Annotated in this window: 25 protein-coding genes and 1 tRNA gene; 10 read left to right on the top strand and 16 right to left on the bottom strand. The window is 54.3% G+C overall.

Translation table 11 applies throughout. From position 1 onward, the window contains the following. Positions 1 to 559: hypothetical protein (locus J2I47_RS24475; protein WP_207367251.1), on the top strand; the 559-nt coding region annotated here is incomplete at its 5' end. Positions 560 to 860: 301 nt separating this feature from the next. Here J2I47_RS24475 and J2I47_RS26725 read toward each other — a convergent pair. From J2I47_RS26725 to J2I47_RS24465, 5 genes are read right to left on the bottom strand one after another with little or no spacing between them, the layout of a single operon-like run. Beyond that, positions 861 to 1,031, bottom strand: coding sequence for a hypothetical protein (locus J2I47_RS26725; RefSeq protein WP_229374922.1), 171 nt, complete (start codon positions 1,029 to 1,031; stop codon positions 861 to 863). 30 nt (positions 1,032 to 1,061) lie between these two features. Continuing rightward, on the bottom strand, positions 1,062 to 1,328 hold the full coding sequence (locus J2I47_RS26820; protein ID WP_310587737.1) for a PD-(D/E)XK nuclease family transposase: 267 nt from the start codon (positions 1,326 to 1,328) through the stop codon (positions 1,062 to 1,064). Beyond that, positions 1,283 to 1,447 (bottom strand): hypothetical protein, encoded by a 165-nt coding sequence (locus J2I47_RS26815; protein WP_310587740.1) that lies wholly within the window; start codon positions 1,445 to 1,447, stop codon positions 1,283 to 1,285. Before J2I47_RS26815 ends, J2I47_RS26820 begins: the two co-directional genes overlap by 46 nt. After that, the gene (locus J2I47_RS26810; protein WP_310587736.1) at positions 1,402 to 1,758 is read right to left on the bottom strand and encodes a PD-(D/E)XK nuclease family transposase; all 357 of its coding nucleotides are present in this window, start codon (positions 1,756 to 1,758) and stop codon (positions 1,402 to 1,404) included. Before J2I47_RS26810 ends, J2I47_RS26815 begins: the two co-directional genes overlap by 46 nt. A 53-nt stretch (positions 1,759 to 1,811) precedes the next feature. Then, on the bottom strand, positions 1,812 to 2,618 hold the full coding sequence (locus tag J2I47_RS24465; RefSeq protein ID WP_207367250.1) for an SDR family oxidoreductase: 807 nt from the start codon (positions 2,616 to 2,618) through the stop codon (positions 1,812 to 1,814). A 137-nt stretch (positions 2,619 to 2,755) separates the two neighbouring features. On the opposite strand from J2I47_RS24465, the gene J2I47_RS24460 reads away from it, so the two are divergent. Further along, positions 2,756 to 2,956 (top strand): hypothetical protein, encoded by a 201-nt coding sequence (locus J2I47_RS24460; protein ID WP_207367249.1) that lies wholly within the window; start codon positions 2,756 to 2,758, stop codon positions 2,954 to 2,956. Between the two features lie 98 nt (positions 2,957 to 3,054). Further along, complete coding sequence (locus J2I47_RS24455) at positions 3,055 to 4,068, top strand: bestrophin family protein (RefSeq protein ID WP_207367248.1); 1,014 nt, start codon at positions 3,055 to 3,057, stop codon at positions 4,066 to 4,068. Between the two features lie 74 nt (positions 4,069 to 4,142). On the opposite strand, the gene J2I47_RS24450 is transcribed toward J2I47_RS24455, so the two are convergent. Together J2I47_RS24450 and J2I47_RS24445 are read right to left on the bottom strand one after the other, a co-directional pair. Next, positions 4,143 to 6,206, bottom strand: a complete 2,064-nt coding sequence (locus J2I47_RS24450) for a c-type cytochrome (protein ID WP_207367247.1) — start codon at positions 6,204 to 6,206, stop codon at positions 4,143 to 4,145. Positions 6,207 to 6,368: 162 nt separating this feature from the next. After that, entirely contained in the window at positions 6,369 to 8,222 is a 1,854-nt protein-coding gene (locus J2I47_RS24445) for a 3-keto-alpha-glucoside-1,2-lyase-like domain-containing protein (protein WP_207367246.1), read from the bottom strand. Between the two features lie 240 nt (positions 8,223 to 8,462). Between J2I47_RS24445 and J2I47_RS24440 the strand changes: the two genes are divergently transcribed. The 3 genes from J2I47_RS24440 (at position 8,463) to J2I47_RS24430 (ending at position 10,038) form a co-directional block, all read left to right on the top strand. Then, the gene (locus tag J2I47_RS24440; RefSeq protein ID WP_207367245.1) at positions 8,463 to 9,242 is read left to right on the top strand and encodes a 3-keto-disaccharide hydrolase; all 780 of its coding nucleotides are present in this window, start codon (positions 8,463 to 8,465) and stop codon (positions 9,240 to 9,242) included. A gap of 98 nt (positions 9,243 to 9,340) precedes the next feature. After that, entirely contained in the window at positions 9,341 to 9,844 is a 504-nt protein-coding gene (locus tag J2I47_RS24435) for a SixA phosphatase family protein (protein WP_207367244.1), read from the top strand. Beyond that, on the top strand, positions 9,841 to 10,038 hold the full coding sequence (locus J2I47_RS24430; RefSeq protein ID WP_207367243.1) for a hypothetical protein: 198 nt from the start codon (positions 9,841 to 9,843) through the stop codon (positions 10,036 to 10,038). The genes J2I47_RS24435 and J2I47_RS24430 overlap by 4 nt, the downstream gene beginning before the upstream one ends. 110 nt (positions 10,039 to 10,148) lie before the next feature. Here J2I47_RS24430 and J2I47_RS24425 read toward each other — a convergent pair whose 3' ends face one another. Together J2I47_RS24425 and xerD are read right to left on the bottom strand one after the other, a co-directional pair. Continuing rightward, entirely contained in the window at positions 10,149 to 11,321 is a 1,173-nt protein-coding gene (locus J2I47_RS24425) for an aminotransferase class V-fold PLP-dependent enzyme (RefSeq protein ID WP_207367242.1), read from the bottom strand. 312 nt (positions 11,322 to 11,633) lie between these two features. Further along, the gene (gene xerD / locus J2I47_RS24420) at positions 11,634 to 12,533 is read right to left on the bottom strand and encodes a site-specific tyrosine recombinase XerD (protein WP_207367241.1); all 900 of its coding nucleotides are present in this window, start codon (positions 12,531 to 12,533) and stop codon (positions 11,634 to 11,636) included. A gap of 98 nt (positions 12,534 to 12,631) precedes the next feature. On the opposite strand from xerD, the gene aroQ reads away from it, so the two are divergent. The 4 genes from aroQ (at position 12,632) to J2I47_RS24400 (ending at position 15,458) form a co-directional block, all read left to right on the top strand. Further along, positions 12,632 to 13,057, top strand: coding sequence for a type II 3-dehydroquinate dehydratase (gene aroQ, locus J2I47_RS24415; RefSeq protein ID WP_207367240.1), 426 nt, complete (start codon positions 12,632 to 12,634; stop codon positions 13,055 to 13,057). Positions 13,058 to 13,158: 101 nt separating this feature from the next. After that, the gene (locus tag J2I47_RS24410; RefSeq protein WP_207367239.1) at positions 13,159 to 14,178 is read left to right on the top strand and encodes an aminotransferase class V-fold PLP-dependent enzyme; all 1,020 of its coding nucleotides are present in this window, start codon (positions 13,159 to 13,161) and stop codon (positions 14,176 to 14,178) included. Positions 14,179 to 14,390: 212 nt separating this feature from the next. Continuing rightward, positions 14,391 to 14,969, top strand: coding sequence for a MarC family protein (locus tag J2I47_RS24405; protein WP_207367238.1), 579 nt, complete (start codon positions 14,391 to 14,393; stop codon positions 14,967 to 14,969). 15 nt (positions 14,970 to 14,984) lie between these two features. Beyond that, entirely contained in the window at positions 14,985 to 15,458 is a 474-nt protein-coding gene (locus tag J2I47_RS24400) for a pyrophosphohydrolase domain-containing protein (RefSeq protein WP_207367237.1), read from the top strand. Positions 15,459 to 15,534: 76 nt separating this feature from the next. On the opposite strand, the gene J2I47_RS24395 is transcribed toward J2I47_RS24400, so the two are convergent. From J2I47_RS24395 to J2I47_RS24365, 7 genes are all read right to left on the bottom strand, one after another. Next, positions 15,535 to 17,598, bottom strand: a complete 2,064-nt coding sequence (locus tag J2I47_RS24395) for a thioredoxin domain-containing protein (protein WP_207367236.1) — start codon at positions 17,596 to 17,598, stop codon at positions 15,535 to 15,537. Positions 17,599 to 17,774: 176 nt separating this feature from the next. After that, on the bottom strand, positions 17,775 to 19,370 hold the full coding sequence (locus J2I47_RS24390; protein ID WP_229374921.1) for a T9SS type A sorting domain-containing protein: 1,596 nt from the start codon (positions 19,368 to 19,370) through the stop codon (positions 17,775 to 17,777). 121 nt (positions 19,371 to 19,491) lie between these two features. After that, a complete protein-coding gene (locus J2I47_RS24385) occupies positions 19,492 to 20,511 on the bottom strand; it encodes a zinc-binding alcohol dehydrogenase family protein (protein WP_207367235.1) in 1,020 nt (339 codons plus the stop codon). Between the two features lie 544 nt (positions 20,512 to 21,055). Beyond that, a complete protein-coding gene (locus tag J2I47_RS24380; RefSeq protein ID WP_207367234.1) occupies positions 21,056 to 21,238 on the bottom strand; it encodes a hypothetical protein in 183 nt (60 codons plus the stop codon). A 75-nt stretch (positions 21,239 to 21,313) separates the two neighbouring features. Then, positions 21,314 to 21,763 carry a type II toxin-antitoxin system VapC family toxin gene (locus tag J2I47_RS24375; protein WP_207367233.1) on the bottom strand — a complete coding sequence of 150 codons (450 nt, stop codon included), beginning with the start codon at positions 21,761 to 21,763 and terminating at the stop codon, positions 21,314 to 21,316. Further along, positions 21,750 to 21,941: a hypothetical protein gene (locus J2I47_RS24370; RefSeq protein ID WP_207367232.1), complete on the bottom strand. Its 192-nt coding sequence runs from the start codon at positions 21,939 to 21,941 to the stop codon at positions 21,750 to 21,752. The genes J2I47_RS24375 and J2I47_RS24370 overlap by 14 nt, the downstream gene beginning before the upstream one ends. Positions 21,942 to 22,007: 66 nt before the next feature. Continuing rightward, a tRNA-Ser gene (locus J2I47_RS24365) sits at positions 22,008 to 22,092 on the bottom strand. Positions 22,093 to 22,230 lie beyond the last annotated feature (138 nt).

Genomic DNA, 22,230 nt, shown 5'->3' with positions numbered 1-22,230 from the left:
ATTAGATCTAGAAGGCAAAGGTAAGGCATTTTATACTGCCCCACTATTTTTGCATAGAACTGCCTACTTATTAGCAGTCCATATGTCTTCACTTTTGAGTTGGAGACCTTGGCCTTGGTTTATGCATGAACCTTTTTATGAACAATCACAAAATATTTTGACATCGTCTGGTAGTATTCGTTTTCAAAATATTCCAATATTAAAAGAGCATATTGTTATTCCACCACACACAAAAGTAGTTACATATAAGCATAAATATAGCTATTTAGAAACAGGAAAGGAGGTTTGCTTTCATGAACCGACTAATCTTGAAAACCAATCAACACTTGGACAGACTATCTATGACTTTTTGAAATTCCGCGAAGGTCAGCCAACGACAGAGATGATAAATCTTTCTGAGTCTTCAGCGTTGTTAGATAATTTGCAAAATGGCCTATTCGACGAAGCCCAAGAAGGCCGAATTCAAAACATAATCAGCAGGTGGATTGAGTTTGGAGATAGGCTGAGAGCAGATTTCAATATCTATCAATTTATGTTATTGAAACTAAAAAACGAATAAAACAAATGCTGATAATGTGCTAGTGCATACAGAGTTGACAAAAGCTTTTCGGTCGACACCGCAACGTACCTGCGAAAGAACGCTAATCTAGAACAGCCTCGTCTAATAGTTTCGGCCTCTCTCTGTGAGTTTGGTTGTGTACGTTAATGGTTGGCTTCGCTTGGGTGCGCCTCGTTGGACAGGAGTGTGGTTGAGTGCTGGGTGCAGCACCCAACCACACAAGGGTGAAAAAGCCAGTAGCCGCGTCGCGTTTCCGGGTCAATCTTGTGCTACTCCATCAGCCCTCGCGGGCGTTGGGTGATTATATATTCTCCGCAATGATAGCAAGTACCTGATCGAGGGAGAGTTTGGTTAGTTTGCTCAATTGCTCTGGTGAGAAACCTTCCTGGTGCCCGGTCAAGATGATGTCTATCTGTGTCTGTTCCCGGCCTTCTTCCCGGCCTGCCTCGCGTCCTGTTTCGATGCCCTCCATGTTGGCCGTGTCGATGACGTTGTTAAGATCTCAGTAGTATTTCCGGCTTTGCACGTAGGCTTCCTGTTCTTCGCGGCTATAACGCGCTACCTCAGCCACCTGAAACAGCCTGTCAAAAACGCGCTCCTGCAACCGGGCGGGGCGGGCTTGTGGCATGGGTAGTTGCTTGAATACAAATAGCCATTTGTCGAGCAGCGTTTCCAATTCTTCCTCTCTCTTGTTGAAGTTGGGCATCGACAGGTAGATGAACGTCAGCTTTTCATAAAATACCCGGCAATCCTGGTCTTTGAGTTGCACTGTGTGGATGACCGATTGTCATTCTTTTCGTCATCAAACAGGAAGTCAAGAATGCCTACCGTATATATCGGTGCTAATTTGTAGTTCCAGGTTGAACCAACGATACCTTGCTCCTGAATGGGGAATGAGGCATAGTATACGCTCCGGTCACGAAAGAAATTCTGGCGAACGTCGCACCGTTTGCTTTCTGTAGTTCAACAATGAACCGTTCGCCGCTGGGGCTGACGCAATAAAGGTCAAAAATTGCTTTCCGGTCAATGGGCGTGTTGCTAAGCTGCTCCGTTTTGGTGAACGACAAATCGGCCACCTGATGCTTCTGGGGCAATAATTGATTCAAAAAACTCACAAGCAACTCCTTATTCGGTTCTTCGCTAAACAGCTTTTTGAACCCGAAATCGGTAAACGGATTGATGTACTTTTCGGTAGTCACAGTGCAAGGAATTGGGCGTTAAACGATGTGTGAATATACACCGTTTTAGTGCCTCACCCCCCCGTTGAGAAGCCCTCGAAGACGGTCATGCCGCCGTCGATGAAGATGCTGGCGCCGGTGATGTAGTCTGAGTCGTCGGAGGCAAGGAAGACGGCGAGGTTACCGATGTCATCGGGTTGGCCGATGCGGTTGTAGGGCACCAGCGTCATCAGCGAATTATAGGCTTCGGGGGTGCTCCAGGCGGCGGTGTTGATGGGTGTTTGGATGGCACCAGGGCAGATGCTGTTCACGCGGATCTTGCGGTCGCCGTACTCCTGCGCCAGCGACTGCATCAGCATTTTAATGGCCCCCTTGGTGGAGGCGTAGTTGGCATGGCCCGCCCAGGGAATCAGCTCATGCACCGAACTCATGCAGATAATTTTGCCCGTGGCTTTCGACACCTCCGGGCGGGGACCACGGCGCAAAAACTCGCGGATGGCCTCGCGGGCGCATAAAAACTGCCCCGTCAGGTTCACGTCGATCACCAGTTGCCATTGCGCCAGGGTCATTTCGTGGAATTTGGCGTCGCGTTGCAGCCCGGCGTTGTTCACCAGAATGTCGAGCGTGCCGAAGTGGTCAATGGCCTGTTTGAACATGGCCTGCACCTGATCTTCTTTCGACACGTCGGCCATAAGAGCCAGTGCATCAACGCCGTAGCCTTTGATCTCGGCAACAACGGCTTCGGCATCTTCGGGTTTGGACACGTAGTTGACAATGACGTTGGCACCCGCCTGTCCGAGTGATTTGGCTACTCCGGCACCAATGCCTGAGTTAGCGCCTGTGACGAGGGCGGTTTGCCCCGTAAGTTTTTTATCTGCCATGAGGAAAATGCCGTTGTGCGGTCTGCTACGCTATCTACTCCCAAAGGGCTTGTTTGGTTAACGCAGGTCCTCGATTTAATCGCTTCTTAAACTTTTGGGCGGGGCGGGTGTTCAACCCCAAACAACCAACGTTAGCCATGATTGAACGCCCTGAATCGGAACAGTCGCCCAGCGACAAAGACCCTAAGCCCGGCACTTTTTTGAAAGAAGTAGACGAAGACACTGACGTGGATGCCGACGAGATAAACGACAAATCGAACGGGATGGAGGAGACGGACTACCTCGGTAAAAGCAACCTCCGCAACCGCGATATCGAGTCGGAAGAAGACAAACCTTAAGCAGAGAGGCAGACCCTACCAACGTAGGATTAGTGCCGCCTGCTGGCTGTCAAATCATCTCGATTCTGTGCTGAGAAAATCTCATTTATCGTTGAGGTATGTACACTCGTAAACGAATTGCATTCCGGCATTTCTGGCCGTTCGCCTGGCGGACGGTCCTTTTTTTTGGGCTGTATGCCACGGCCATCGTGACGCTCTACGTAACTACGCACTGGCCCTACCTCACGGTGCCTTTTGTTCCCATTGCGACTATCGGCACCGCCGTAGCATTCTACGTCGGTTTTAAGAACAACTCGGCCTATGACCGCCTCTGGGAAGGTCGCCGGGTGTGGGGTAGCCTGACCAACGCCAGCCGGTCGTGGGGCATGATGGTGCAGGACTACATCACGAATCTGAGCGCCACCAACTCAGTAACTACTGCTTACTTACCGGCTCATCATCGATTGTTGGTCTACCGACATCTGGCGTACCTGAATGTACTGCGGCTACAGCTACGGAGCCGTCCGGTCTGGCAGGAACACCACGGCACCGAACTGCAGCTTATTGATCATATAAGTGCCTTCCAACAGGAAAAAATAGAGGATGAGCTACTGCTTTTTCTGCCAAAAGAAGAAGCCGCAACCTATCAGGGCAAAGCCAACGTGGCCACGCAGCTTATCCGTCGTCAGTCGGCGCATCTGCGCGAGTTGCGAGCGCAGGGGCTGCTTTCCGATATTTACCACAACGAGCTGGAACGGATGCTGGTGGAGTTTTACAACCAGCAGGGAGCCGCCGAACGCATCAAGTCGTTTCCGTTTCCGAGGCAGTACGCGTTCTTCAGCTATGTGTTTGTGTGGCTGTTTATTCTGCTGCTGCCCTTCGGGCTAATCACCGAGATGGCCAAAATAGGCGGCTGGCACGTCTGGCTTACCATCCCGTTTTACGTAATCATCGCCTGGGTATTCAACACGATGGAAGTAGTAGGCGACACGAGCGAGAATCCCTTTGAAAACGCCATCAACGACGTACCCATGTCGGCCATATGCCGCAATATCGAAATCGACCTGCGCGAAATGCTGGGCGAGACCAACCTGCCCCCCAAACTACAGGCCGTTGACAATATCCTGATGTAAACGCCAGTTATTTACCAACAAAAAAGGCCTCTGCTAATCAGCAGAGGCCTTTTTTGTTGGTAAATTCTGAATTATTACGGCCGTGTTTTAGGCTCGTCCTTGTTACTGCTGCTGGCGGCACCGGCTTTGTTGGCGGGGGCCAGGGAGTTGATCCACGCGGCAATCTTCAGGGCGTCGGCTTTGGGAACCTGGGGCATGGGGGGCATCTCGGTAGCGTAGTCGGGCCAGTTGGCGGGCTTGGGGTTATAGATCAACTCCACGAGCTGGTCGTTGGTGTAGCCCCGCTTGGCCACTTCCTTGTAGGCCGGACCCACCTGCCGTTTGTCGGCGTTGTGGCAGGCCAGACAGGTGTTTTTCGCCAGAATACCGCGCACCTCTTCGTAGGTTGGCGCTTTCGCTACACTCACCGCCTGCCCCAACTGAAGGGCGTTTTTGGTCTTCGCATTAGCCTTTGCCAGTTCCTGCTTCGTCATTGGCTTGCCGGTTTTAGCATTCACCGTACCTGGTTTAACGGTGGCTGCCGGGGCGGCGTCGGTTTTGGCAGCAACGTTGGCCGAGTTTTTCGTGCTTACCTCGTTCATCGCCAGCTTCTGCCCGTCGGGAATATTGTGGAGCGTGTAATAGGCAATGGGATGCACCAGCGAATACGACCCGTCCTGCGACCGCACACCGTCGATGGTGAGCTGGTGGATGTAGTGCTGCCGGAGATTGTCTACGATTATGCGCGCTTTCAGACCGTCGTCCGATAGTTTCACGCCTTTGATCGCGTGGCGTTCCTTGTTGATCGTGGGCGAGCCATAGACGGGGTGGTATTTATAGATAAAGCTATCGACCGAGTACGACGCCAGGTCTTCTGCCGACGCTTTGGAAACGGGCTTCGTAAACTCCACTTCAAAACCGTCGGGCATGGCCTTCACCATGCGCATCTCGAAGGGCGTGTTGCCGTTGTAGACCAGCCGTTGCAGGCCCTCGTTGGCGTCGCCGGCTGATCCCCAGCCCCGGTTGGTTTCGCCCACAAACAGCGACCCATCCGGTGCGAACGCCAAGCGCATCACCCCCGACCGGAAGCCCGACCGGAACATGATAGACGCCCCCTGGTATTCGCCCTTCACTTTTTCGAGCATAATCCGTGAGATAATGCTCATGCCCTGATCACCAACCAGCAGCTGCCCGGCAAACGGCCCAAACGTTCCCTGCGGGATGTTCACGATCTCGGAATTGGAAATGCCCAGAATGCCGTGGGGTAGGTAAACAGCGGGCATCTGAATTTCCGGGAAGGTCTCCTTCACCTTGTAGAGCAGGTCCGGCGTTTCGTTAATCACGTTTTCGGGCTTGATCATCCGGCCGTTGGCGTCGCGCTTTTGCCGAATGTCGATCTTGGCGTAGAACTGATCGGCGGTCAGTTTCAGGGGTGAGTTGGGCATACCCGTCCATTTCAAACCTGCCGGGTGGCCCGTGAAGGCACCTTTGGGTACGTGCACAAGCCCGCCCGAACCCTGCCAGTCGCCCTGGTTGTCGGCGTAGAACAGTTCGCCGTCGATCATGCCGAGGCCCGCCGGCGAGCGCATACCGGTGGCCCAGGGCTGCATTTGGCCGTTTTCCGAAATCTTCATTGTCCAGCCGCGCCAGGGTACGCGACTTTCGCCCCGCCACCATTCTTCGTCGCCAAACGCCACGTTGCCCGTCACGAACATAGTACCGTCGGGGGCCAGTTTGGGACCGAAGCTATACTCGTGGTAGTGCCCCGACAGCGGCCAGGCGTAGACCGTTTCAAACAGGTCGGCTTTGCCGTCGTTGTTGGTGTCGGTCATCTTGGTCAGCTCACCGCGCTGAGCGCAATAGAGCGAACCGTCTTTGTAGACCAGGCCCAGTACTTCGTGCAGCCCCGACGCGAACTTGCGGAAATAGGGCCGCTTGCTTGTGGGGTTTTGCACGATGAAAATATCACCGCGGCGGGTCGAAATGCCCAGGTCGCCGTTGGGTAGCATCGTGAGGCCGCCTACTTCCAGCAGTGTGCCTTCGGGTGCCGACACCTTGGTAATTTTGAAGAAGTCTTCCTCTTTGGGCGACTCCTGGGCCTGTGCCAGCGTGACCACCGAAAGGGCAGCGAGGAGGAGGGAATTGTGGATGAATTTCATAGTCTGTAGGGTGGTTCAAGGTTTAACGTCTAAGGTCTACCGTTGCTTCGCCTATGTCTGACGAAGCGTTGCTCCGTTTTTACGCCGGAACAAACGGAGCAACGCTTCGTCAGACATAGGCGAAGCAACGGTAGACTTTAGACGTTAAACCTTGAACCCCTTTTAAAAAAGGATCGAATACGTGAGTTTGCCTGCAACGGGTACAATCAATTCCTGCCGGCCACTGGCCCCGTTACGGACCAGGGGTTTACTCCCCGCCGCATCGTCGAGCTGGATGTAGTAAGCCTTGCCGTCAACGAGATACATGTTGTTGGGCATAGCCTCAATGGTTTGTCCGTCGACGAGGCGGGCATACAAGCCGGTGCCGGGCTGGGCCACGGTCAGTTCGCGACGAAGGCCGTGGCCTTCGGGCAGCACGCGGATCTGGTCTTCCACGGCGGTGTTGCCCACCATATAGCGGAAAGTAGGCCGGCCGCTCTCATCCAGGGCGTAGCCCTTTGGCCGGAACCCGCTGTTGGTGGTGTCGGCAGGCCATGCCGCCTGCGCCGAAGCCAGCCGGGCCAGCATCAACTGCGGTTTCTGAACCAGGTACTGTACCGCGCCCATGGGCCGCGACGAGCCATCGCCCCGGTTTTCCCACATTGGCGTGGCGTTGAGGAACATACCCCGCCACACCTGCACGATCGAGCCATTGTCGGCATCATAGGTATAGTGCACCTGCTCCGGGCTACCCACCGAGATGCCGTGGGTGACGCGGTAGTTGCGACCCCGGTCGTTTTTGGCCGTGGGCAAATCCATGAAGCTGCGCAGGAGGGTGTTCGTTTCAGCCGTTACCAGAATCGGGTCGGCTACTTCTTCATCGTCGGTGGCGGGGGTAAGCATAAACTGCCGAATGCCCGGACCCGACACCATCAGTTGCAGGTTGGCTTTGTTCCATTCCACATACTTGCTGTAGGTGGCCTCAAACGGCAGGTCGCCTGCGGGTAGCGTAACCTTACTCCGATGGTTGTTGTCCGACCATTTGCTCAGCGGCTGGTTGTTGATCTTCAACTGCCCGGAACCGCCCGCCGTGTTCAGCGCGAAGGTGTACTCGCCGGGTTGTTCGATGTGCATTTTGCCGGTATACTGCACCACAAAATCATTGGGCAGCCGGTTCACGCCCGCGGTCAGTATAGGCGTTGTGCCTTTCGATTCGGGGGCCATGCCGCCAAACGAGGGCTCATTTTTGTACTGACCTTTGTACACCGAATAGCTCAGATCGGTCAGGCGAGGTTTGGTGCCGTCGAAGAGTGTGTACTGAATATTGCGAAAGGCCACCGCGCCGTGGTCGCCCTGGAACATCAGCGGCCCGCGGGCTTTTTCGTCCATAAACTGCGCTGAGCGGGTAGGGCCGGTTACGTCTACGTCTTCGTGCAACACAACCCCGTTCAACTCAACGCGCAGGAAGCGGGCGTTCTCCGTTTTTTTGCCCGACGCGTCGAAGCGAGGGGCCTGGAATGAAATCTTCAAATGTTGCCACAGGCCGGGTGCCTTGCCCGCATTCTGCCGGGCGGGGTGGCCTTCGTAACCCTTCTTGCCGTCGGGCTTGCTGTCGTCCCAGCGTTCATAAATAGACCCCACGTCCGACGCTTTAGGCGTGGTAACGCCCCAGCTGTCAAAGAGTTGCACTTCATACCGCCCCTGCAGGTAGACGCCTGAGTTAGCTCCCTTAGCCATCATGAAATCCAGTTCCAGATCGGCATCGCCGTGTTCGAGGGTGGTGAGCAGATTGTACTGCGCCCCATACTGCCCGTTGGGCTGGCAAACCAGTATGCCGGTGCCGGGCTTGGTAGTAAAGGCGTTGTTTTTGGTCAACGTGGCGTTGACGTCAGAAACGGTTTTCCAGTTGGCGGAAATGGGCTGACGAAAGGCGCTGAGATCGTTGAGTGGTAGGGCGGTTAGCCCCTGACTAAAGGCGAACTGACTGCTTAGCCAGCCTCCGGTTAGAAGTAAAACGTGTCGAATTGATTGACGCATGAACGTGGTTGGTAAATGCTATTAATTAGCTCAAAAATAGCCCATTTTCGGGTATAAAGGCCTGGATTTGGCACTTTGCCCTATCGAACGGGCATTATTGGATGCCGGATGCCGGACGTTGGTTATTGCATCGGTTCGCCGCTGTGGTCGTCCGGCAGCTAATAGCCAACGTCTGGCATCCAACGTCCGCTACTGACCATTTTGCGTTTATCTTTGGCCCCTATACGTTTACTCGTCCTCATGAAAAAAATAACCTTACCCCTCGCATTCGTTGCCCTATCCGCTGGCCTGGCCCTGGCTCAGGTTCAACCCAGCAAACAAACCCCCGAATCGACCGAAATTTGGGAACCGGTGCCGCCTGTGGTAACGCCCGGCGTTTACTCAGCCAACACTGCCGGTACCACGCCCCCTTCTGATGCCATTGTGCTCTTCGACGGTAAAAACGCCGACAACTGGGTAGCCAACAAAGGCTACAACCCCACCAACAGTACCGACCCGTTGCAGTGGCTGGTGAAAGACGGGGTGCTTTATTCGGGCAAAACATCGTCAGCAATGACTAAGCAGCAGTTTGGCGACATGCAGTTGCACATCGAGTTCCAGACGCCGCCGAAGGTAGAAGGCAACGGGCAGGGTCGCGGCAACAGCGGTATCTTCCTCCAGGGCCGCTATGAGGTGCAGGTGCTCGACAACTACCAGAACCCGACCTACGTAAACGGCATGGTTGGCTCGATCTACAAACAGGCGATCCCACTGGCAAACCCCAGCCGCAAACCCGGCGAATGGCAGAGCTACGACATCATCTACCTGGCCCCGAAATTCAATAAAGCTGGTTTGATGATTGAGCCCGGTTACGTCACGGTGCTGCTCAACGGCGTGCTGGTACAAAACCGCGCCGCTATCCGGGGCACCACCGAATACATCGGATACCCCAAAGTGCAAGCCCACGGCAAAGGCCCGCTGATTCTGCAGGACCACGGCAACCCCGTTGGCTTCCGTAACATTTGGGTAAGGGAGATTTAAACAGAATGTACAATGCATAATGGACAATGGTTGACTAGATATTAGGCTTGCGCCAGCCATTGTACATTGTTCATTATGCATTGTACATTCAAAAAGATATGAAACGCACTCTCTATATCGTGCGGCACGCCAAGGCCGAAGACCGGTCTGCTTTTATGAGCGACCACGACCGCGATTTAGTGCCGGAAGGCATCATGGCCTCCGCACGAATGGGCCGGTACCTGCATGAGCAGGGTATTCACGCAGGGGTGCTGGTGAGTAGTACGGCCAACCGCGCCCGCGACACCGCCAAAGTTATTGCCGAACAGATGGGCATTGATCCACAGGCGATTGTGCTCGACGAAAAGCTGTATGAAGGCGGACCAAAAGCGTATCTCGCTGCCGTCAATAGCTTGCCCGGCGATTGCGAATCGGCGATGATTTTTGGGCATAACCCCGACGTATCCTACTTCGCCGAGTACCTGACGCACCAGGACGTAGGGTCGATGAGCAAGGGCAGCGTTGCGGCCATTACGTTCGACAACCTGAACTGGAATGAGGTGTCGGGTCGAACGGGTTTTCTGGCGTTTTATGTTACGCCTAAAGAACTCCTGAAACAATGAACCGCAACAAGCGCATTTTCATCGGTGTCTTTATAACCTTCACCCTCATCGTGATCCTGCTTACCATCGACATGGCGCGGCACACCACAGCCCCCTGGAACCGCAAGAAGCAGGCCGTCCGCGCCCTCCCCGGCGACCGCGTGGATGCCAAAGTCATGCAACTAGACACAACGGGGCTGGATTCACTGAAATGATTTACGATGTACGACTTACGAATTACGATTTAGGGCTGACGCCTGACTATGCTTGTTTTAGCCTGCTCGCGTCAGCCCTAAATCGTAATTCGTAAGTCGTACATCGTAAATCACCGCAACGCTTCCACCAACGCCTGCACATCCTCCGGTGAATTGTACACGTGGGGCGACACGCGAATGGCTCGTCCCCTGGCCGATACCGACACGTTGCGGGCCAGCAGGGCTCTGGTAATGGCCATCGGGTCGGCGTGATCGGGCACCCAAACGCCGAGCAGATGATGTCCCCGTCCTGATTCAGGCTCGATCCGGTACCCCAGCGATACTAGTTCGGGCAGGGCGTCGGCCATCAGGTTTTTGCAATAGGCCTGAATGCGGTCGGGCTGATAATGAAGCAGTTGTTTTAACGAAGCCTCCAGCATGGGCATCTGGGTGAAGTTGCTGTGTTCGCCCATATTGTAGCGGTAAGCGCCCGGACGGTAAGCCGGCTGGTACTCGGCCAGGCGGTGAAACTGGTTGCTGTCGAGGCGATTCATCCAGGCTTCTTCCAGCGGAATGCCCCCGTCGAAGGCCGGGCCAAAACAGGCAACACCCAGTGAATACGGTCCCATCAGCCACTTATAACCCGCACAAACCAGCGCGTCGGGTCGGATGCGCTGCCAGTTGAACGGCATGGCACCTATGCTCTGGGTACCATCAACGGCCAGCCACGCCCCAACTGCCCGGCACCGTTCGCCAATGGCCTCCAGATCGAATTTGGTGCCATACATCCAGTGAATCATGGGCACGACCACCAGGGCCGTTTCGGGCGTGATCCGGGCCAGGATAGCCTCATTCCAGGCATCGGCAGCGGGCAGTTGGGCGGGCATCTCGACCGTAACAATCGTTAGCTCCTGTTCCTGCTTTACCCCGTCCCAGGCCAGCACGTCGCTCGGAAATTCGCCGGTAGCCAGTACAATTGTCTGGCCCTTTCGAAACCCCGGCTTATAGGGCAGGTTTTGCGCTACCACCGCCATGCCGTAGGAGATTGAGGGAATAATGGCAATACGCTCCGGGTCGGGTTGATTAATGAGTTGCGCAAACAATTGCCGGACCGTTACGCCACCGCTGAAAAAGTCGTCGGGCGTAAGCCCCATTGGGTTAAGCTGCCGCTGTATGGCGTCGATACCGGCCTGGGCAACGGCTTTGCTGAGGGGTGCCCGCGTGGCGCAGTTCAGGTAGTGCGCATCGGCAGGGTAGGGGTACTGGTCTCGTTGACAAACCAGCGCTTTATTTTCCATAGTCATGCCCCTAAACTACGGAATCGGCCTGTTTTTAGTAAGCCGGTAGGTGAATTGAGCAGTGGAAGGGTTGGTGGCTACGGGCTGATGTTGTGTTGTGGCTACGGGCTGGTGGTGTCTGATGCTGGTGGGGGCTACGCGTTAAGGGTTGCTGTCGCTTGGCCCTTCGACAAGCTCAGGGTGACAGGGAAGTTGAATCAAATCCACTAAACTGCATTAGATGGGCTGTCACCCTGAGCTTGTCGAAGGGCCAAGCGTCAGCAACCCTTAACGCGTAGCCACAACACACCACCAGCACCAGACACCACCTTACTGCCTCTACTTCCCTCTCGGATGGAAATCGGTCAGCGTTTGGGTCAGGTAGGCCCGGTCGAGGTGGGTGTATATTTCGGTAGTGGTAATGGATTCGTGGCCCAGCATCTGCTGCACAGCCCGGAGGTCGGCCCCGCCTTCGATGAGGTGGGTGGCAAACGAATGCCGGAACGTATGGGGGCTGATGGTTTTGCGAATACCGGCTGTCTGCGCTAGGGTTTTGATCGTGGTGAAGACCGTGATGCGCGAAAGCTGGGTGCCACGCCGGTTCAGAAACAGGGTGTCTTCGTCGCCTTTCTGAATGTCATACTGGCTGCGGGTGTGGGTGATGTAGAGCGTCGTGTAATGAATGGCATCGCCCCCCACAGGCACCAGACGGGCTTTGTTACCCTTCCCCAGCACCCGCACAAAGCCCGAATCGAAATAACAGTCGGTCAGTTTCAGGTCCAGCAACTCCGACACCCGCAGCCCCGAACTATACAGTAATTCCAGGATAGCCCGGTCGCGCGGTCCGGCTGGCGACGAGAGGTCGATGGCGGCCAGCATCTGCTCAATTTCGGGGAAACTGAGCGTGTCGGGCAGTTTACGGCCCAGTTTGGGGCCTTCCACGTGCTGGGCGGGGTCGTGCTGAATCAGGTTTTCGAGCAGCAGGTACTTGAAAAAAGCTTTCAGCCCCGACAGCATCCGCGCCTGACTGTGCGCTACCAGTCCCAACTCGCCGAGGTGCTGCAAAAAGCCCGAAATATGCCCTTCATGCACCTGCAACGGCCCCACGTCGGGGTGCGCCTGTTCCAGGTATTGCGACAGGCTGTTTACATCATGCAGATACGCTTCGATGGAATGTTCCGACAATGACCGTTCCAGCCGGAGGTAGTTCTTAAACGCGATACTATACCTTTGCCACACGCTATTGATTTACGATTTACGAGGTACGATTTACGACTTGGCCCATCAGCGCACCACTGCGCCTCTCGGTGTGCCTAGCCGCAGCACGCAGACAGTGTATGAAACAGATACTCATTATTAACGGGCCGAACCTGAACCTGCTGGGCAAGCGCGAACCGGACATCTACGGCAACCGATCCTTTGTCGACTACCTGAAAACGGTTGAGGCGCTGTTTCCCGACGTGCAACTTCGCTATTTTCAGTCGAACCACGAAGGCGAGTTGATCGATAAAATCCATGAACTTGGTTTCGACGCGGATGGCATCGTGATCAACGCGGGGGCCTATACCCACACGTCTATTGCCATTGCCGACGCGCTCGCCGCCGTAACGGCTCCGGCGGTGGAAGTCCACATCAGCAACGTCCACGCCCGCGAAACCTTCCGCCACCACAGCTACCTCTCCGCCAAGTGCAAAGGCGTCGTTGTGGGGCTGGGATTAATGGGTTACGAACTGGCCATCAGAAGCTTATCAGAGGAACGATGAATGGTAGATGATGAATGATGAATTTGCTTCCGCAAGCATAATACTCTGACGGAAGCCTATTCATCATTCATCATTCATCATTTATCATTCATCACCCCCTTATGACAACCTTCTACCCTGGTCCGTCGAAAGTATATCCGCAGGTGGCTGACTGGGCGGCGGAAGCCTGCCGGTCGGGTATAGTGAGCATGAACCACCGTAGTCCGGAGTTTATGACCGTGACCGAGTCGGCCATTCGTGGATTGCATGAAAAATTAGTCCTGCCTGCTGATTATCATATTGCGCTGGTGTCGTCGGCAACGGAGTGCTGGGAAATTGTGGCGCAGTCGCTGACTGAACAGCATAGCTTTCACCCGTATCGGGGGGCATTTGGTCAGAAATGGATGGACTATGCCCAGCGAATAAAGCCTGTTTCTGATGCCCAACGGCCTGATGTTGTGTGCGTTGTGCAAAACGAAACCTCCAACGGTACGCAGGTAAGCATGGCGGCTTTGGCTCAGTACAGGCAGGATTACCCCGACGCCATCATTGCCGTAGACGCGGTGTCGTCGATGGCGGGCATCACCTTCAACTGGCCCCTGGCCGACGTTTGGTTTGCCTCCGTGCAAAAGTGTTTTGGCCTGCCTGCCGGGCTGGCGGTGTTGATTTATTCACCCCGCGCCCTAGCCCGCGCTGAGGCTATCGGCGATCGAAATCATTATAACAGCCTGCTCTTTTTGCACGAAAACTTCAGCAAGTTTCAAACGCCTTATACACCCAATGGCCTCGGCATCTACCTCCTTGATCAGGTACTGAAACAGGTGCCGCCCATCGCCGAAGTCGATGCCGTAACCAAACGTCGCGCCGCCAACTGGTACGCGTTTTTCGAACAGGATATGGCCGGTTCGCCCTTCTCACTGCTGATTGCCGATGCCGAACAACGTTCTGATACGGTCATTGCCGTGACGGGTTCGGAGGCTGATATCAAAGCCGTCAAAACCGCTGCCAAACAGGCTGGTCTACTGCTCGGCAACGGCTATGGCGATTGGAAAAATACCACCTTCCGCATCGCTAACTTCCCCGCTATTTCAGAAGAAGAAATGGATTTACTGAAACGATTTTTGATGGGGTATGTAAGGTAGCTTCGCGCTGAGTTGGCTTCGGGCTGAGGGTTGCTGTCGCTTGGCCCTTCGACAGGCTCAGGGTGACAACGATGTTGATTCAAGTGGAGATGATTGCTTATTGGCCTGTCACCCTGAGCTTGTCGAAGGGCCAAGCGACAGCAACCCTTAACGCGTAGCCACTACTACGCGAAGCCACACTACTACACAAAATCATTACCTACTAACTAATTATGTTCGTTTTCAAAGAAATAATCTCCGTCACGCTGATCTTATTTTCGGTGATTGATATACTTGGTTCATTGCCGGTGTTGATAGATTTACGAAAAAAAGTAGGCAAGATCGAAGCAGAACGCGCCACGTTTGCGTCGGGATTACTGATGATTATTTTTCTTTTCCTGGGCGAACGGATTCTGAAATTATTTGGCGTCGACGTGGCTTCTTTCGCGGTGGCAGGGGCATTAATTATTTTTTTGATTGGTCTTGAAATGATTTTGGGCCGTACGATTTTCAAATCGGAACTCGAAGCTGACGGGGCTGCGCACATTGTTCCCATTGCGTTTCCGCTTATTGCCGGGGCTGGCACACTTACCACGTTGATCTCGTTACGTGCTGAATACCAAACGGTTAATATTCTGATTGGTATTGTCTTGAACCTCATTCTGATCTACGCTGTCCTGAAATCGTCGGAGTGGCTCGAAGACCGAATTGGCCCCGGTGGACTGAATGTTCTGCGCAAAATATTTGGTATTATCCTGCTGGCTATTGCCATTAAACTCATTAAGACAAATCTCTTACCTGCTAATTTTTAACAGGATTTTTTAGTTATGACTTCACCAGATTCACTCAATGCGGTAGCTGAATTTCACCGCACGTTTCACGCCCCCATACTCGACAAACCACAAATTCCATCGGCAACCCGCTGCGGTTTGCGCGTGGCGCTGTTAACCGAAGAGCTGGAAGAACTTCGCGTAGCCATTGCCGATAATAACCTGGTCGAAATTGCCGACGCACTCTGCGATTTGCAATATGTTTTATCAGGTGCCGTGCTCGAATTTGGCCTCGGTGATTCGTTCAAAACGCTCTTCGACGAAGTGCAGCGGTCGAACATGAGCAAAGCGTGCCTAACCATCGAAGAAGCTGAAGCGACCGTAGCCCTGTACACCGAAAAAGGCGTGCCTTGTCACTATGTCGAATCGGAAGGTAAGTACCTCGTCTTCCGCGACGCCGACCACAAGACCCTCAAAAGCGTCAATTATTCCCCCGCTGATTTGGCAGGTATTTTAACGTTTAAAGTTTAACGTTGGCTGACCGGTCCGCCGCTCGCCGAATCGGTTAGCCAACGTTAAACCTTAGACTTTGGACGTTAGACTCACTTCACCCCACCTGTTCCCACATCGCGTCAACACTGGTGACGGGCAGGCGGCAGGCGCGGTTGTAACAGACGTAAAGCGCGGTCCGGCCATCGATGGGCGTTCGTAAGTTTAGCAGGGGTAAACCGCTTTTGCCTTCGGTGCCCGCCAGCACTTTGTTCGGGAAAAAACGAGCGTCGATCTCCCGACGGAATGCCTGCACATCAGGTCCGACAAGGGCAATTTCGGCGGTGGGGCGCACGCGGATGGCGTAGAGCGCGGCCCAGTTGGTTAGGTAATTGGCCTCACCTTCCAGCAACGATTGCATTTGCCCCAGCAGCTGGTCAACACGCTTAGCATACTGCGGGCGGTCGAGTAACAGGCTGAGGGTGTACAGGTTATGCGCCATCATCGAGTTCGACGCGGGGATCACATTGTCGAACACCTCTTTTTTACGGGCAATTAGTTCTTCGCCCGATTTGTCGGTGAAAAAGAACAGCGGGTCGTGGGGGGCGTCGCTGTTTTCGGTTTTCACATCGTCGAACTGGTTGAACACATACTGCGCCAGCCGGTCGGCTTCGGTGAGCCAGTCCTCGTTGAACGTGGCCTGGTAGAGCGCCAGATAGCCGTCGATCACGGCGGCGTAATCTTCCAGAAAACCGAGTTGCTTGGCCCGACCCGGCATACTGTTTGGAGCCATTTTGTAGCTATGCCACAGGCGCCCGCCGTTCCGCGAATCGGTTAGTTTTTGCCGGATAAAAAAAGCCAGCCGCAGGGCCGTTTGCAAAAAATCGGGTTCGTTGAAAACGCGATAGGCTGTTACCAATCCTTTCAGAGCCAGTCCATTCCATGAGCAAAGCATCTTATCGTCCAGGCCCGGACGGATGCGCTTGTCGCGCTCAGCCATGAGTTTCTGATGGGTGTAGGCCAGTTTGGTTTCCAGCTTTTCGGCCGTCCACCCCATCTGATCGGCAAAGGCGGGGTTGGTCTCGGTGCGGTGCAAGATATTCGTCCGGCCCTCTTCCCAGTTGCCCTCATCCGTGATTGTGTAGAGCTTTTCAAACCACTCGAAATCATCGCCCAGCATGGTTTGCAACTCCTCAGCTGACCAGGTATAGAATTTGCCCTCAACGCCCTCACTGTCAGCGTCTAAAGCCGAATAAAAGCCACCTTCGGGGCTGAGCAGTTCGCGCTCCATAAACCGGATCGTGCCGTAGACGGTGTCGCGGTAAAGGGCGTTGCCCGTCAGGGTGTATGCTTCGCTGTAGAGGGTCAGCAACTGCGCATTATCGTAGAGCATCTTCTCGAAATGCGGCGCAAACCAGTGCCGATCTGTGGAATACCGCGCAAAACCACCCCCGATTTGGTCATAAATTCCCCCCAGCGCCATGCGGTTGAGCGTGAGCGTCAGTTGATTATAGGCCGATGCGTCGCCGGTGAGGTCGGCGTAGCGGAGCAGGAAGCCGTAGAGCGCGGGCATCGGAAATTTGGGTGCCCGCCCCGTGCCGCCGTCTTCGGTATCGAAGCGCGTGGCCAGTTTGCGATACATCGTCTCGACGGTCTCCAGCGCAAAAATGGGGTCGCCTTCCGTCAGGTTAAACCGCGCCAGTTCCGACGTGTTCAGGTGCTCGGCAAACCCCTCCGCCGACTGCCGGAGTTGCTCGCGGTTGGTGTCGAAGGCCTCGCGCACGCCCCCCAGCAGGTTGTACCAGTTTTGGGCAGGGGCGTAGGTGAGGCCGTAGAATGGTTTGGCGTCGGGCATCAAAAACACGTTGAGGGGCCAGCCCCCCTGTACGCCCATTGCCTGCACGGCTTCCATGTAGATGGCATCGACGTCGGGGCGTTCTTCGCGGTCGACCTTAATGCACACAAACAACTCGTTCATGCGCCGGGCAATGGTCTCATTTTCAAACGATTCACGCTCCATTACGTGGCACCAGTGGCAGGCCGAATAGCCAATACTGACCAAAATGGGCTTGTCTTCGTCGCAGGCTTTTTGCAGGGCTTCGTCACCCCAGGCATACCAGTCGACGGGGTTATGGGCGTGTTGCAGCAGGTACGGGCTGGTTTCGTTGGCGAGTCTGTTCATGGGGGAAGGGGAGAACGCGGATTGGGTAAGATTTTTTCTGGACAGGATTAGCAGGATTTCAGGATTCACAGGATTTCTTTTTGCTGTGCCAAACAAATCAGAGTAGAAAAATCCTGTGAATCCTGAAATCCTGCTAATCCTGTCCAGAAAAAATCTTACCCAATCCGCGTTCCCCTTTATTTCTCTACGACAATCTGTTTCGTTATACCCCCGTTGCGGATCAGGTACAGCCCGGCGGGGAGGGTGCTTATATCAAGGCGAAGCGGCCCCGAAATGTTCGGAATCTGACGTAAAACCCGTCCCTGCAAGTCGATCAACTGGACCGCGTCGGGTTGCGGCGCTATGATGGTAAGCTCGTGCCGGGCGGGGTTTGGGTAGACGTTCAGGTCGGGGAGGGCCAAGTTTTCGGTGGCCAGCAGGCTCAAATCGTACTGACAAATGGCTATTTCGCGGCCCGTGAGGGTGATGCTACCCTGCCAGCCTTTGTACGAAATCGGAATTGTAGTGGTCTGACCATCAGTTGCATACGGATTGTGGGCGGCTACGAGCAACTGATTTTGGTTGAAAATGCCCCGCCAAACCGGCTTGCGGCCATCCATCAAATCGCGGGCATTTGTTTCGATCACCAGTTCGTAGTTGCCCGTAAACTGCTGTTTGAATTGCGAGAGCCGGTAAAGTCCGTGAATAAAGTATTCATAAGCGGCATGAACGTCCTGCCGGGTGGTCGACAGACTGAGTTGATCCCAAAACCAGAGACCTTTTGCCCCCGAAAAAAACGGAAAAATCGCCGTGGCCTCCGCCATGTTGGCCGGTATGAAATTGGGGTTGTTGCCGCAGCATTCGTGGAAACGCATCCAGACAAACGGCAGCACCGGCTTGTTGCTCCAGGCCCGGTTGGCTTCGACCTGAAACAGCGAATAGGCCAGGAAATCGGGAGCCAGCGGGTTAGGATAGTCGTAGTAATAATAGCTCGACGGGCTTAGAAAATCGAGTTGGTCGTAGAACGCCCCCCCCAGGCGCAGACCGGTGCTGTCGGTGGTCAAAAAACTCAGCCGGGTGGGGTTGGTGGTCCAGTCGGTCCAGGAGTTGGCGACCACGTTGGCGTAGGCGTTTCGGATAGGCACGTCGCTGTAGGTACTCAGTTTGGTGCGGGAGAGGTCGGCTTTTTCGCGCAGAAACCGCAGTCCGGTAGCGTAGAGGGCAGTCATGTCGCGTTTGTATTGCCGCAGAAAATCAGTGTCGGCCAGGTTTCGGTAGGGGGCGGGCGTAGCGGTGTTTTGCTTGAGCCGTAGGATGGCCGCATCCGTTTCCAGCACCCGTTCAATATCCACCATCAGCACTTCGGCGGGTAGCACAAACTGCCCTGCGGCGTTGACCTGCCCCCCCGACTGATCGCGTAGCCAGGCTGTCCACTTCGACCGGTAAACGCCTAAGTCATTGCCCCAGGGGCTTTCGAGCGTCTCCCACGGCTGGTTCAGGCCATACGCAAATCCGGAGTATTCCAGTGCCCGTTGTCGGGGCTGGGCGTTCTCTTCGGGTCGTGGCCGAACCAGGTGCGTGAACCCGTGGGTAAGCGGCCCATTCGCATCGCCCGCCAGCCGTGGCCCGCCGTAGATCAGCGTAAACGAGTCAGGCAGTGAAAACGACGAAAACTTACTCCACTCTACCCGGTTGGGCACGCTCACGGGCGTAAATGGTAATTGCTCGGCGCATTTCGTTTGTGCCAGCGCGCCGATGGGAAGCAGGAGAAAAGGGAGTAGGGCAGAGTTCAAAGGCTATAATCTAATGCTCAAAGTTACTGCATTGGCATAACCCAGACGCGGACCCGCCAATGCAATAGCGTTGAGCAGTAGACTCTATGTGGGTAGCAAAATCTGCTACGTGGTTCAGTTCCTATGTGTCTATCTCAATCATGGCCTTTATCACCCCATTGGCCGGGTCGAGCCAGCCGGAAAATTGATCCACAACCTGATCAAACCGAACGCGGTGGGTGATAAACGGCTTCGGGTCGATGAGGCCGGTTTTGAGGGCATGAATCACAGTGTGAAAGTCAGCGCAGGTGGCATTGCGGCTGCTCATGAGTGTGGCTTCGCGCTTATGAAATTCGGGGTGATCGACTTTAATAACCCCCTTTTGCAGGCCCACCAGCACATACCGCCCGCCGTGCGCCAGGAATGAAAACGCGCCGTTGATCGCCCCTAAACTCCCCGTCGCGTCGATGACCACCGTGGGCATGTTGCCGTCCGTAAGCTGCCGAATTTGCGCCAAAACGTCGGCGTCGCGGGCGTTCACGGTGTGGTCGATGCCCAGCGACTGTTGGCAAAAGGCCAGCCGGTTGGTATTGATATCCAGCGCAATAACCTGACCACCGGCCAATTTGGCAAAGGCCATCACGCCCAGCCCGATTGGCCCGGCACCCACCACTAGCACAAACTCACCAGGTTGTACCTGCGCTCGCCGAACGCCATGCGCCCCAATCGCCAGCGGCTCCACCAGTGCCAGTTCGTCGTAGCTCAGTCCGTCGCCCCGCACCAGCGCATTGGTAGGCACCGACAAGTACTCGACCATGCCCCCGTCGATGTGCACGCCTACCGTCTGCAACTGCACACAGGCATTGGGCTTCCCCGCCCCACAGGCTACACAGTGTCCACAGGCATAATAAGGAATGATGGTGACTGCTTCGCCCACGGCAAAACCCGATGCAGCATCAACCTCGACCACCTCGCCGGCCAGTTCATGCCCCAGAATGCGCGGGTAACTGAAATAAGGTTGTGTACCCTCAAAAGCATGCAGATCGGTGCCGCAAACGCCCACCCGCCGAATCTGAAGAATGGCCCGTCCGGGTTGCAAAGTCGGTTTTTCGGCAGTTTGGTAGCTAAGCTGACCGGGCGTGGTGCAGACGATGATTTGCATTTAAAAAAAGTAATTTTTGTTGAATTACCACAAAAAAAGCCCCACCAACAAGGTCAGCGGGGCTAGGAAAACCGTGAGACAGGAAAGGCCTAAACGTTTCGGTGAACACTATGGAGGAGCGCTGCATAATTGTCTGGCTTATAAAGCCTAATCCCCGCTACTCGTTCAAAATGCTTAGGATTAAGCGTGAAAACAGGCACGTCAAAAACAAGTGCTGTAGCAACTGTGTAACAATCTCCCACACCTGTATCGGGCCAACGTTGTGCAATACGGATTGCCTGCTCACTGACGCTGTCGCTGTTTAAGATTAGATATGAGTCAAGGACTTTTCTGAATTGATCATAGTCAGTCCGGCTGATGGGGTCTTGGCGAAGACCGCGTTATAATAGCAGCCAATGCTGAAGCTCAATGTAAATAGCCGTGCTGATGACAGGCTGATAAACTGTAGTAATGGTTAGATAAGCCTCCAGGAAAGGTTGCTTCCTGCTGATAACCCGGCTCAATAAACCCGAATTACAAAGAATTGGCGGCAACAGATTTGCCGTCATTTAGCTATTGGAGTTGGTTCTAATGCTTTGTATTTATCGCCCATTTCACGCGCTAAAATTAGGGTCGGGTCTTCATCAGGCAGTTTGCCCGCCAAAATAATGCCCTGAATGGGTTCGCCTTTTGCGTTGAGAAGCGTTACAACCAACGGCTTTCTGTGCGCCTTCTTTGTCGTGGCCATATCAATTGTCTTGGTGGCTTAAATATACAAAAAAAGCCCCGCCAATAGGGTTAGCGGGGTTAGGAAAACCGTTCGTTAGTACCGTCGAACATTATCGAGCAATAGTGGATAGTTTTCAGTTTTATACAGTGTTACGCCTGTTACCCGCTCAAAATGCTTTGGGTTCAACGTGAAAATTGGCACATCAAATACCAGGGCTGTAGCAATCGTGTAACAATCTCCTACACCCGTGTCGGGCCATCGTCGGGCGATTTGCATAGCCTCGTAGCTTACACCATCATTGTTTAATACAATTGCCTTGTCTAAACGGTGTCTGTGGCGATCATATTCTGACCTAGAAATAGGCTCTTTTAGTCCCCGCTGAAGCACCAGCCAATGTTGCAGTTCTATGAAAACGGCAGTGCTTATAACAGGGCTATGTTGTTGCATAGCCTCATCGTAAGCTTCTGAAAACATAGGTTGACCCAGAAAATAGCGGCTCAGCAATCCTGTATCGAGTAATAAGGCAGATTTATGATCGGCCATCGTAGGGTACTGCTGAGGGAACTAACCGGCTGTGCTTGCTTAGCTCGCCTGCTATTTCGCGAAAAGGATCTTTGACAGGTAGTTCGCCACCGGGAATAATGCCCTGAATGGGTTCGCCTTTTGCGTTGAGAAGCGTTACAACCAAAGGCTTCTTGTGCGCCTTCTTTGTCGTGGCCATATCAATTGTATTGGTGGCTTAAATATACAAAAAAAAGCCCCGCCAACAGGGTTAGCGGGGCTGGGGCAGAGAGAGAGGGATTCGAACCCCCGGACCTGTTACAGTCAGCGGTTTTCAAGACCGCCGCAATCGACCACTCTGCCATCTCTCTGGGTGATTGATGATGCAAAAGTAGGCCGATTTCTGACAATTGTCAAGCCTATTCGGGAAAAAATGGCCCGAAACGGGCTGAAAACCGTATTTTTGCGCTCGAAAACAGACCCGCTGCCTGCGTAAACAATTGATTACG

Origin of the sequence: Fibrella rubiginis (assembly GCF_017353185.1) — a bacterium.
GTDB lineage: Bacteria > Bacteroidota > Bacteroidia > Cytophagales > Spirosomataceae > Fibrella > Fibrella rubiginis.
The sequence above is the reverse complement of the archived record's forward strand: the minus strand, read 5'-3'. Positions and strand labels throughout refer to the sequence as shown.